This is a genomic window from Streptococcus sp. 21.1 (assembly GCF_016648635.1).
GTDB lineage: Bacteria > Bacillota > Bacilli > Lactobacillales > Streptococcaceae > Streptococcus.
Genome location: NZ_JACLQL010000020.1, coordinates 1 through 10,808 on the forward strand (window position 1 = coordinate 1; position 10,808 = coordinate 10,808).

A 10,808-nucleotide genomic window follows, 5' to 3' on the forward strand; every position below is an offset into this window, starting at 1 on the left:
AAATCTACCCTTATCCGTACAATCAATGCCTTGGAATCCATCGATAACGGTACGCTTATCGTTAACGGACATAATGTGACGGAAGCTTCTGCCAAAGACTTGGTTGAGCTTCGTAAGGAAGCGGGTATGGTATTCCAACACTTTAACCTCTACCCGCACAAAACCGTTCTTGAAAATGTTACCTTGGCACCTATCAAGGTTCTTGGAATCAGTAAGGCAGAGGCTGAAAAAACTGCTGAAAAATTCCTTCGCTACGTTAACATGTGGGACAAGAAGGATTCATACCCTGGTATGCTTTCTGGTGGGCAAAAACAACGTATCGCTATTGCCCGTGGTCTTGCCATGAATCCTGAGCTCTTGCTCTTTGACGAACCAACGTCAGCCCTTGACCCAGAGACTATTGGTGACGTGCTTGCGGTTATGCAGAACCTTGCCAAAGGCGGCATGAACATGGTTGTCGTAACCCATGAAATGGGCTTTGCCCGCAGTGTGGCAGACCGTATCATTTTCATGGCTGAAGGTCAGGTTCTCGTGGATACTACGGATGTGGATGGATTCTTTGACAATCCAACTGAACCTCGTGCTGTTCAATTCCTTTCTAAGATTATCGACCACAACTCTGATCGTGTCCAAGTGGATGCCTAAGGAGGGCTTATGTTAATCAAAAAACTTAGTCGCATTTTAGCTATCTCTGCTTTAGCATTTGTAGCAGTTCTCCTCTGGAACACTAAAAGTAGTCAAGCTGATGAAAGCAGTAAACTACTCAATAATGCTACAATTCAAAAAATTGTCAAAAAAGGGACTCTAAATGTTGGTGTCAAACAGGATGTCCCAAACTTTGGTTACTACTCAGCCAAAACCAATACCTATCAAGGTATGGAAATTGACCTCGCTAAGAAGATTGCCAAAGAACTTAAGGTTAAGGTGAATTTTACAGCGGTTACCCCTCAAACTCGTGAGGCCCTTATGGATAATGGGACTATTGACATGCTTATCGCTACTTATACCATTACAGATGAGCGTAAAGCTTCATATGCCATGTCAAATCCTTACTACTATGACCAAATCGGCTTCCTCGTTCAAACCAAATCTGGCTATAAGAAACTTTCTGACCTTAACGGTAAAACTATTGGAGTGTCTCAAGGGTCATCTGCCAAAGCCGCTGTTGAAGAGTACGCTTCAGCTAATAACCTTAAGTTCAATTATGTCCAACTCGGATCTTATCCTGAGTTAGCCGTATCACTCTATGCATACCGTATTGACGCCTTTGCTGGTGATAAATCAATCCTATCAGGTTACGAAAGTGATAAAACCAAAATTCTTGATGAAGGTTTCAAAACACAAGAATACGGTATTGCCTCAAGCAAGTCTAACCAAGAGTTGATTGATTATACCAACGATTTGTTGGCTAAATGGCAAAAAGATGGTAGCCTTCAAAAGCTCTACGATAAGTATCACTTGAAACCAGCTAAGGCTGAAGATAAATAGAAAGGAGTCCTGAATTTATGTATCTTTTAACTGAAACGGCTAGTCCTTTCGCTCTTGAACGTTGGGCTGCTTTCTTCGCTAACTTTGGACAATTTGCCAAAGGTTTCTTCTATACCCTTGGCATTTCGATTGGTGCCTTGATTGTTGCCCTTCTTCTTGGACTCATCTTTGGGGCTATGAGCTCTACTCACAACAAGGTTCTTCGTGGCATCTCACGTGTTTATGTCGAAATCTTCCAGAACACACCCTTGCTTGTCCAATTCGTTGTCGTCTTCTATGGGATTTCAATCTTAACTGATGGTCATGTCATGATTCCAATTTCATTGACAGCCATCCTTTGTGTGGGGGTCTACACAGGAGCCTATATCTCTGAAATTATTCGTACAGGTATTGAGGCGGTTCCTAAAGGTCAAACCGAAGCCGCTTTGTCTCAAGGATTCACCTACGCTGATACCATGCGTATCATTATCTTGCCTCAAGCAGTCCGTACTATCTTGCCACCGTTGACCAACCAAGTGGTTAACTTGATTAAGAATACTTCTACAGTTGCCATTATTTCTGGGGCTGATATTATGTTCACTGCTAAGGCTTGGGCTTATGATACCACTAACTATGTGCCGGCCTTTGCCGGAGCTGCCTTCCTCTACTTTATCATGTGTTTCCCTCTAGCTACTTGGGCACGTCGTAAAGAAGAAGAGAATAAGAAAGCTTACTAAGGAGGTCCACTATGTCAGAAGTTTTATCAGCTACTAACCTTAAATTCTTGGCACAAGGGATGTGGACGACCCTTTACTTGTCTTTCTTCATCATTGTGCTGTCTACCTTGTTCGGAACTATTCTGGCGGTTATGCGTAACGGAAAGAATCCTATTCTTCGTTGGATAGCTTCTATCTACGTTGAGTTCGTTCGTAACGTTCCTAACTTGCTTTGGATTTTCATTATCTTCTTGGTCTTCCAGCTTAAGTCTACAGCGGCAGGGATTACCTCGTTTACGGTCTTCACCTCAGCTGCTTTGGCGGAAATCATCCGTGGGGGACTGAACTCTATCGACCATGGCCAAACGGAAGCAGGCTTGTCTCAAGGGTTTAACAACAGACAAATCTTTATTTACATCATCTTCCCACAAGCTATTCGTAAGATGTTACCATCTATCATTTCTCAATTCGTAACGGTTATCAAGGATACTTCTTTCCTTTACTCTGTTATCGCCTTACAGGAATTATTTGGTAAGAGTCAGATTTTGATGGGTGGTTACTACGAACCAAGCCAAATCTTTACCTTATACGGTATTGTGGCTTTAGCTTATTTCGTGGTTAACTTTGCCATCTCTAGCTACTCTCGCTACCTCTCTAAACAATGGGAGCAAGCTAGTGAATAAAACAAAAAACTCACCTGAGGGTGGGTTTTTGTTTTCTGGATACTAAAAACGACTCCAATCCGAGTCGTTTGTTGCTTTAATTCACCGTTACTTTTCCTGAATAATAATCTAGGGTAATCCCTTCTTGTACATTTGGAACAAAGACATTGAACTCAAGTGAGCTATCAGCTGACTTGGCTTCAAGGTGTGATCCTGATGGAATGAGGTTATCTCCTTCATAAATGAGGGTAACACGGTAACGGACACGTTTATTTTTATCCTGAGCTTTTCGTACCAGACTTTCATAATAGTTTTGTCCTGTAGAACTTTCGCTATTAGCTTGGTTAGCCCAAGCAGTTTGAACGGCAATATTTTCTGGATTTGAAGTCGAGGCATCAAATCCTTTGAGACCACCTACAAGTGCATAGCCCAACAAATGACCTCTATCTACGGCATGGCTATACTCTCCTGAAAGATTGTGAACTTGATGCCATCCCGCAGGTGTCCAAGAGGTTGAGCCATTCCCTGTTTCTTGACGATTTTTGTACTGTCTGGTTGCTTTACTTAATAAGGCATTCGCAACTGTAGGAACCGTTTGTCCTTGAACCGTTTTGACTTGGTTATTGGCATAGGGTTGGCTAGAAACCTTAGCATTTAGATTAGTCTTATTACCATTAACAATATAAGCCCCTGCCCCATTCCATTCAATGGAGTTTCCTAGTTGACTCTTGACGGAGCTAGTCATCACTGACTCAGCAAGCTGCTCTTGTGGCGTAGCCTTTCCATTTGTTGAACCGTTTGATTTAACGGAGTTATTGGATTTTCCCGAGACTAGACTAGCTACCTGCTTGATTGGATTATTAGGCGATAGCTTATTGCTCGTCCCAATGTAACCTAAAACTGCAATCAAGACCGCTATTAGTAACGAGACTAGCTGACGTTTCTGTTTATTTGTTAAAGATGTCTTTCTTTTTGCCATTGTTCTCTTTCTTTTATATGAATGTCATGACTAAAGGAGCGGGATTACTTCCCACTCCCTTTTATTTTCCTGTAAATTTAGCAACAATTGCCTGCCAGGTTTCTGGTTTTAAGATGCTTATAGGATCCTTGCCCTCTCCTAAAACAGCATAGCCAATCATCAATCCGATTGCTAGAAAAGCAAGGCCAATCACACACACACTCAAAACAAGTAATAATTGACGAAAAACATAGCCTTTACCAGTTTCCATACTAAGCCTCACTTACACGTGAAATATTTGCTCCTAGTTTAGCTAGTTTCTCATGGAATTGATAGTAACCACGATCCAAGTGTGTCAACTTACCAACAGTAGTTGTTCCTTCAGCCACCATCCCTGTAAGAATTAGTGCTGCCGAAGCTCGAAGGTCAGTAGACATAACTTGAGCACCTTGAAGTGGCAAACCACCGTGAATCATAGCCGTATCACGAAGGATTTCTGAATGAAGTCCCATACGACGCATTTCTTCTAAGTGTTGGAAGCGATTCTCAAAGACTGTTTCAATCATGGTTGATTCCCCGTTTACCACTGCCATAAGTGCTGTAAATTGAGCTTGCATGTCAGTTGGGAAACCTGGGTGAGGTAGAGTTTTAACGGTTACTGGTTTCAATTGTGAAACATCAGATTTAACACGAATACCGCCGTCTTCTTCCTTAACATAGACACCCATTTCCAATAATTTTGAAATCAAAGGACGGTTATGTTCCCAAATAGCATCTTTGATAAGGACATCACCAGAAGTCATGGCTGCTGCTACCATAAAGGTACCTGCTTCAATACGGTCCTGAACAACTGCATGTTTAGTACCATGGAGAGCTTTAACACCTTTAATCACGAGTGATTCAGTTCCAGCACCTTTGACATCTGCTCCCATCTCGTTAAGAAGAAGGGCCAAGTCAACGATTTCTGGTTCACGCGCAGCATTTTCAATGGTTGTAACTCCATCAGCCAAAGTGGCTGCCATCATAAGGTTTTGAGTGGCACCGACAGATGGAAAGTCCATATAAATAGTTGCACCTTTTAGTTTTTCTGCTGTCGCAGTGATGTCACCACCAACTTGGGTAATTTTAGCACCCATTGCTTCTAAACCTTTGAGGTGGAGGTCAATCGGACGGCTACCAATCGTACAACCACCAGGCATTGAAACCTTCGCGTGGCCATTGCGGGCAAGAATTGGTCCAAGTACTACGATAGACGCACGCATCTTGCTCACATACTCATATGGCGCCTGATCGAGAATTTCTCCACTAGCATCAACGACAACGGTATTGTTTTCCTCGTCAAAGTCTACAGCAATATCTAAACCACGAACAACATTATTCATCGTGTAAACATCTGACAAGATTGGAACATTAGTTAAGGTTGTTTGACCTTCCGAGGCCAAGATAGTCGCTGCCAACAAGGGTAGGACAGCGTTTTTAGCACCTTCAATGACAACCTCACCACTTAATCGAGTGTTGCCACCCTGTACAATAATTTTATCCATAAGGATTCCTTTCAAGGGTCAATTTCATCTTTTTATATTATATCAAAAGTCTTTTAAATTCACTAATTTAAGATATTGAGCTTGCTAACGATTGACATAGCGTTAAAACATATATAAAGAATGAACTTACTAGAAAACCAATGGCAATACTAATAAAAAGCAAGAATAATCTCAATTTCCCAGTGTTAACAATAACATTCTTGGTTATTTTTTCCCAATCAAAAAGCGTATTCACCATCTGATAAGTTAAACCAATAAAAACCAAGTGGCTCGCTAGAGGAACCATATCATTTAAAATAGTCATCAAACTATTATATCATAGAAGACTTACATAAAACATAAGAAGAATCATTAAAAATACGACTTTTTACATTTGATTTCTTTATTAGTTTCCACCATTAAGAGCCATTGTTAACCAACTTAAGAACCTTTCAAAATGAGATTCCCCCGTGTTCATTCGAGATTGAAATTTAATTTATTTTCAATCATTAGTCATAAGAAAAAATCTTCCCTAATGCTACTGTTTCCAAATAACAGGTTTAGGGAAGATTTTGAGTCATTAGTTAACTATTACTTAGAAGAATTCCATGGCTACTAAAGTAATAATCGCAGAATCATAATAATTCTTAACAGGAAGATCCTGCATAAAGACAATCTTATTCTGCTGAACTAATTTCAAGTACTTTTGATCCTTCTCAGCCGCAAAAGCAATTGGTGCTTTAAAACTTGCAGCTTGGTGGTCGTCTAAAAACTTACCAGACAAATTGTAATTTGAAAAGACATTTTTCTGAGTCATAAAGAAATCCAACATCTTATTAAGGACTTTCTGACTCTTTTCATCGTTACTCTGAGTAAGATTGTATGGAAGACGACAAGCATTATAAGAATACGTTGAATCAAACTGATTTGAGATGGTGTAAGGCTTAACCACACGAGCCCCTGATTCATCCACCCAGATAAAGTCTGGAATTAATCCAGTCTTAGTTTTAGAACTAATCGTTTCAAGACTACTTAACATCTTGTTATTAATATCCAACCATTTTTTATCTTTTGTAACTTCATAAAAAGCTTGGAACTGCTTAGGTACAGTATCTGAAGTTCTCATAAGATTATAATATTTGGAATCTTTGTTCGCCCAGTTCCCAACAGTCAAAATTCCAATATTTTCATTATAGTTATACTTGAGAATGTCCTGCAAGAGGGCCTTGGCCTGTGTTTGATACTCATCTTTATGGCTTGGCCATTGTTTTGAGGCTTCAATCAAGGCATAGGCAATATAAAGGTCCCCGTCAGTTGCATTGTGATCATCAACATTTTTAGCACTTTTTTGAACAATTTGTTCCCAAGACATCAATTGATTGCCTTCAATACGATGTGACAAATAATACTTGTAGAGTCTTTCAAAATCTTTTTGATTAGCTAAACCTTTCTTAGCTGCTCGCACGGTGATTAGCATTCCGTAACTTTGTGACTCGGAAAGAACAACATCTTTGTCTTTGTCATTAGTAGTTTTGACATATGCTTCGTTGCCTTTTTTGACTACGAAGTGTTTTTCCCATTTTTGATAAATTCTATCTTGAATATCAGTTTTCGTTTTCATTCTTATGGTAAACATTGAAAAAACAAATAAGCCAAGGATAACTACAAACCATAAATATTTAAAATATTTTGTTTTCATACATACTCCTATTCTGCAAAACGCTTAGTTTTAACCCATGTTGTTCCTTCACGATGAAGAATTTTATCCATGATAATAGACCACAACGAATCTAAAGAAACAATAATGAATAACTGTGCGTAACTAAAATAAGAGAGAATCGCTAACCAAATTTGTTTGCTGGTTGCTTGTCCAAATTGTGAAGCTAGGGCAACATTGATTTGCAATAAATATAATCCAATCATCAAGAGCCAGTTAAACAACATTAATTGAGCAATGTAAATATTACTTGCATCAAAGGCAAACGGAATCTGCACGGTTGGGAAAAAGATATGTAAAACAATGGCTAAGACATTAGCAAAGAAGATTAAATCAGATAAGACAATTGCACCATTAAACCAGAAGAAAATACAAGAGTAATTCGCTACTTCTAGTTTTACACGCCAATTTCCTTTACCGAACAAATGTTTAAAATTCGAGATAACAACTTCGTAATTACCTTTTGCCCAACGCTTACGTTGCATATAATAACTTTTAAGCGTTTCAGGTTCTTGTTGGAAGGCTTCAGAATTATATGCCAGGGCAATTAATTTACCACTTTGCATAATCTTGAAGGAAATATCGGTATCTTCGGTCAAGGCACCATTTCGCCAACCACCAATACTTTTAACGAATTCAGTTTGAATAATGAAGTTCGTTCCTGGAATACGACCAATTTTAAATAAATGCCACATTCCAACGTGGTGAACACGTTGCGTGACAACAATCTCTTGATTGATACAACGTGTTAAGAAATTTTGTTTTGCATTTCTTGTTTTATTACGGCCAAAGGACGCCACTCTTCGTTCTGGATCCTTCATCACTTCTTTAACTAAGAAGTAAAGTGCATTAGTTTCAGGCATGGCATCCGCATCATAAATACAGATATATTCTCCATCAGCCATTTTAAGGGCATCGTTCAGAACACCTGCTTTACCACCAGTACCCTTACGATTAATAATGGTAATATTACGTCCAGCATACTCTGGCAAGGCTTGAACAGCTAAACACTCTTGGTAAGTATTATCTGAACAGTTATCCGCAAACAAAAGTAGCTCAACCTTGTCATGAGGATAATTCATATTCAAGATAGCTTTAGCCGTTTGAGAGATAACAACATCTTCATTATGGGCTGGAACTACAATCGTAACCTTAGGATAATAAGGAAGTTCCTCCTTATCAACCTTAAAATCACTATGTTTCAACCAAAAATGAACAGCTGATACCAGAATAACAACACCCCAAATTAAGGAAATCCAGATGGATATTAGGGTGAAAATCATTAAAAACTGACTAACCATGTTTCACCGCCTTGAAATTATGAGAAACACGTTCATATACTACTGTATAAACAGTAAACAAAACAATGAAAGCAATCGCAAAAATAAGGCTAATACATAAAGCAAATACAAAAAACAAGTTTGTGATAGTCATAACTTCCCCCTAATACTCAACAATAATATCCGTTTCTAACTGACGGTTTAAATTACTCATTAATTCACTATAGTTATCAATTTTTTTGGAATTCTTTTTATCAATGACAAGAAAACCTGATTGAAATTGAATACCTTGATAACTACTTCCCCTAGTGAATGTCATTTCTTTTAGATGTTCTTCAAGACTAGTTTTATAAATCTTTTCTAAGTTTCTAGATTCATTTTTTGAGAGGATTAAGTAGCTCCCCTCAGAAACATAAAAGACTTGCTCAAAGCGATCCAGCTTATCTGAAATCTGATGATAGATACTAGTAAGCAAATGGTTATATTCACGAGGACTCAATTCAAAGAATTGTTCTTCATGAGACCAATGTATCAAAAGTGCTTGAACAGGTTTTTTATCCTCTAATAAATCACGATAAGCGTTACTAGCCTTGACTTCTTCAATCTGAACAGATGAAATAAATTTATAGAAGGAATACTTAATCTTTGAAAGTATCCCCATTAACAAAGGAAAACTGAATATAAGAACTAATGTATCATTCAGTGGAAGATAGACAACACCACTAACCAATACAAAGATACTTAAAGCAAAACTTAAAATGATTAGCCAAGTAATCAGAATCTCTGTTAAGAAACATACTGCAGCAATACCTAAAAACAGAAAGAAAGCTTCAAACATGAATAAATTAGGATTGACTTGATTACAGTAGAGAAATAGTAATGCTTCAAAGAAAATCAAACATAAAATCCAATACCAGATTTTTTTATCTCTTTTCACACTCAATTTCCTCCTTCGTGAAACTCTGATACAGAATCTTCCAAATTAAAGTACACTTTAATCGCTTGAACAATTCTCTCAGATGCTTTACCATCACCATAAGGATTAGGAGCTTCAGACATTTCTTTATAAAGAGCTTCTTCAGTTAAAAGTGAAGTCATTGCTTCTTTCACCTTGTCTGGATCAGTTCCGACAAGTTTCAATGTTCCTGCTTTAACACCTTCTGGACGCTCTGTTGTATCTCGTAATACTAAAACAGGTTTTCCAAGTGATGGAGCTTCTTCTTGAACACCACCAGAATCCGACATAATAAAGTAACTTCTAGAAGCTAAATTATGAAAATCAAAGACATCTAAAGGTGCGATAAGATGAATTCTATCATGGTCACCTAAAATTTCCTTTGCTGCAGCTTGTACAGAAGGGCTCAAATGAACAGGGTAAACCACTTCAATTTCAGAATGCTCATCTACCATATGACGAAGAGTTTTAAATACTCGACGCATTGGCTCACCTTGATTCTCTCTTCGGTGCATTGTTACTAAGATAATTTTTTTATTCTCATCGATTTTATCGAGAACTTCATGATAATAATTATCTTTAACTGTAAGCTTTAAGGCATCAATCGCTGTGTTACCAGTGACATAAATTGCCTCTTTTTTATGATTTTCCGACAATAAGTTTGCTTTACTTTCTTGAGTAGGTGCAAAATACAAATCAGAAAGGCTGTCAGTCATCTGACGATTCATTTCCTCTGGATATGGTGAATATTTATCATAAGTTCTAAGCCCAGCCTCAACGTGACCGATACTTACTTTATTGTAAAATGCAACCAAGCCAGCAGCAAATGTTGTTGTTGTATCACCATGAACCAAAACCAAATCAGGTTGTTCCTTCTTAACAACTGGATCAAAATTTGCCAAAATTTTAGAAGTAATTTCCTGAAGTGATTGGTTTTTTCCCATGATATCCAAATCATAATCAGGAACTATCTCAAAAGTCTCCAAAACTTGGTCAAGCATTTGACGGTGTTGAGCTGTGACTACTGTAATAGTATTAATGGTTTCTTGATGTTTTTTCAACTCAAGAATTAATGGCGCCATCTTAATTGCCTCTGGTCTTGTCCCAAAGACAACCATAATATTTAATTTTCCCATAAGATCCCCCCTATGACCTATACGAAATCAATATAATATTGACAAATAACACTCTACATTATCACTTTATTATCCCCAATAATAAGGAAGATGAGATACTCTTCCTCCAAAAGCATTAAAGGGAATGCCCTGGCTTATTGGTCATATTTCGAAATGATGTAAAGTAGATAAAGAAAAAGGTCTCAATAAAAAGACTATCATTACGTATAAAATTCAAGAAGTTAAGAAAAAGTCAACTCATATCACCCAAGGATATCAATTGTTTTGAGCTATTTAGTCTTCTCCCTCGAATTTAAAAATACACTATTTAATAAATAAAAAAAACTGCAGGAGAAAAAACGCTTTGCTAATAAAAGTGTTTTTGAATCCAGCAGTATTGCTAATTTACATATAT

General features: G+C 37.9%; 12 protein-coding genes. 4 read left to right on the forward strand and 8 right to left on the reverse strand.

The window, feature by feature from the left end; genetic code table 11:
* From H7U01_RS09785 to H7U01_RS09800, 4 genes are all read left to right on the forward strand, one after another.
* Positions 1 to 645: amino acid ABC transporter ATP-binding protein (locus H7U01_RS09785; protein WP_201041511.1), on the forward strand; the 645-nt coding region annotated here is incomplete at its 5' end.
* Between the two features lie 9 nt (positions 646 to 654).
* On the forward strand, positions 655 to 1,488 hold the full coding sequence (locus H7U01_RS09790; RefSeq protein WP_198463941.1) for a transporter substrate-binding domain-containing protein: 834 nt from the start codon (positions 655 to 657) through the stop codon (positions 1,486 to 1,488).
* A gap of 17 nt (positions 1,489 to 1,505) precedes the next feature.
* On the forward strand, positions 1,506 to 2,204 hold the full coding sequence (locus H7U01_RS09795) for an amino acid ABC transporter permease (protein WP_002886251.1): 699 nt from the start codon (positions 1,506 to 1,508) through the stop codon (positions 2,202 to 2,204).
* A gap of 11 nt (positions 2,205 to 2,215) precedes the next feature.
* Positions 2,216 to 2,866 carry an amino acid ABC transporter permease gene (locus tag H7U01_RS09800; protein ID WP_002890834.1) on the forward strand — a complete coding sequence of 217 codons (651 nt, stop codon included), beginning with the start codon at positions 2,216 to 2,218 and terminating at the stop codon, positions 2,864 to 2,866.
* A gap of 76 nt (positions 2,867 to 2,942) precedes the next feature.
* Here the strand turns inward: H7U01_RS09800 and H7U01_RS09805 are convergent, their stop codons facing one another.
* The 8 genes from H7U01_RS09805 to wecB form a co-directional block, all read right to left on the reverse strand.
* Positions 2,943 to 3,824: a DNA/RNA non-specific endonuclease gene (locus tag H7U01_RS09805; RefSeq protein WP_201041512.1), complete on the reverse strand. Its 882-nt coding sequence runs from the start codon at positions 3,822 to 3,824 to the stop codon at positions 2,943 to 2,945.
* A 61-nt stretch (positions 3,825 to 3,885) separates the two neighbouring features.
* The gene (locus tag H7U01_RS09810; RefSeq protein WP_003097027.1) at positions 3,886 to 4,074 is read right to left on the reverse strand and encodes a DNA-directed RNA polymerase subunit beta; all 189 of its coding nucleotides are present in this window, start codon (positions 4,072 to 4,074) and stop codon (positions 3,886 to 3,888) included.
* A gap of 1 nt (position 4,075) precedes the next feature.
* On the reverse strand, positions 4,076 to 5,347 hold the full coding sequence (gene murA, locus H7U01_RS09815) for a UDP-N-acetylglucosamine 1-carboxyvinyltransferase (protein ID WP_064525319.1): 1,272 nt from the start codon (positions 5,345 to 5,347) through the stop codon (positions 4,076 to 4,078).
* A 67-nt stretch (positions 5,348 to 5,414) separates the two neighbouring features.
* Positions 5,415 to 5,651 carry a DUF1146 family protein gene (locus H7U01_RS09820; RefSeq protein WP_004182616.1) on the reverse strand — a complete coding sequence of 79 codons (237 nt, stop codon included), beginning with the start codon at positions 5,649 to 5,651 and terminating at the stop codon, positions 5,415 to 5,417.
* A 270-nt stretch (positions 5,652 to 5,921) separates the two neighbouring features.
* Positions 5,922 to 7,025, reverse strand: a complete 1,104-nt coding sequence (locus tag H7U01_RS09825; RefSeq protein WP_004182617.1) for a glycosyl hydrolase family 8 — start codon at positions 7,023 to 7,025, stop codon at positions 5,922 to 5,924.
* 8 nt (positions 7,026 to 7,033) lie between these two features.
* Positions 7,034 to 8,344: a glycosyltransferase family 2 protein gene (locus tag H7U01_RS09830; protein WP_004182618.1), complete on the reverse strand. Its 1,311-nt coding sequence runs from the start codon at positions 8,342 to 8,344 to the stop codon at positions 7,034 to 7,036.
* A 142-nt stretch (positions 8,345 to 8,486) separates the two neighbouring features.
* Positions 8,487 to 9,260 (reverse strand): hypothetical protein, encoded by a 774-nt coding sequence (locus H7U01_RS09835; protein WP_064525322.1) that lies wholly within the window; start codon positions 9,258 to 9,260, stop codon positions 8,487 to 8,489.
* A gap of 2 nt (positions 9,261 to 9,262) precedes the next feature.
* A complete protein-coding gene (gene wecB / locus H7U01_RS09840; RefSeq protein WP_004182621.1) occupies positions 9,263 to 10,414 on the reverse strand; it encodes a non-hydrolyzing UDP-N-acetylglucosamine 2-epimerase in 1,152 nt (383 codons plus the stop codon).
* Positions 10,415 to 10,808: the final 394 nt, after the last annotated feature.

Coding starts and splice junctions, on each gene's coding strand:
- H7U01_RS09790 (WP_198463941.1), top strand. CDS start 655: ATGTTAATCAAAAAACTTAGTCGCATTTTAGCTATCTCTGCTTTAGCA.
- H7U01_RS09825 (WP_004182617.1), bottom strand. CDS start 7,025: ATGAAAACAAAATATTTTAAATATTTATGGTTTGTAGTTATCCTTGGC.
- murA (WP_064525319.1), bottom strand. CDS start 5,347: ATGGATAAAATTATTGTACAGGGTGGCAACACTCGATTAAGTGGTGAG.
- H7U01_RS09830 (WP_004182618.1), bottom strand. CDS start 8,344: ATGGTTAGTCAGTTTTTAATGATTTTCACCCTAATATCCATCTGGATT.
- H7U01_RS09795 (WP_002886251.1), top strand. CDS start 1,506: ATGTATCTTTTAACTGAAACGGCTAGTCCTTTCGCTCTTGAACGTTGG.
- H7U01_RS09800 (WP_002890834.1), top strand. CDS start 2,216: ATGTCAGAAGTTTTATCAGCTACTAACCTTAAATTCTTGGCACAAGGG.
- H7U01_RS09805 (WP_201041512.1), bottom strand. CDS start 3,824: ATGGCAAAAAGAAAGACATCTTTAACAAATAAACAGAAACGTCAGCTA.
- H7U01_RS09810 (WP_003097027.1), bottom strand. CDS start 4,074: ATGGAAACTGGTAAAGGCTATGTTTTTCGTCAATTATTACTTGTTTTG.
- H7U01_RS09820 (WP_004182616.1), bottom strand. CDS start 5,651: ATGACTATTTTAAATGATATGGTTCCTCTAGCGAGCCACTTGGTTTTT.
- wecB (WP_004182621.1), bottom strand. CDS start 10,414: ATGGGAAAATTAAATATTATGGTTGTCTTTGGGACAAGACCAGAGGCA.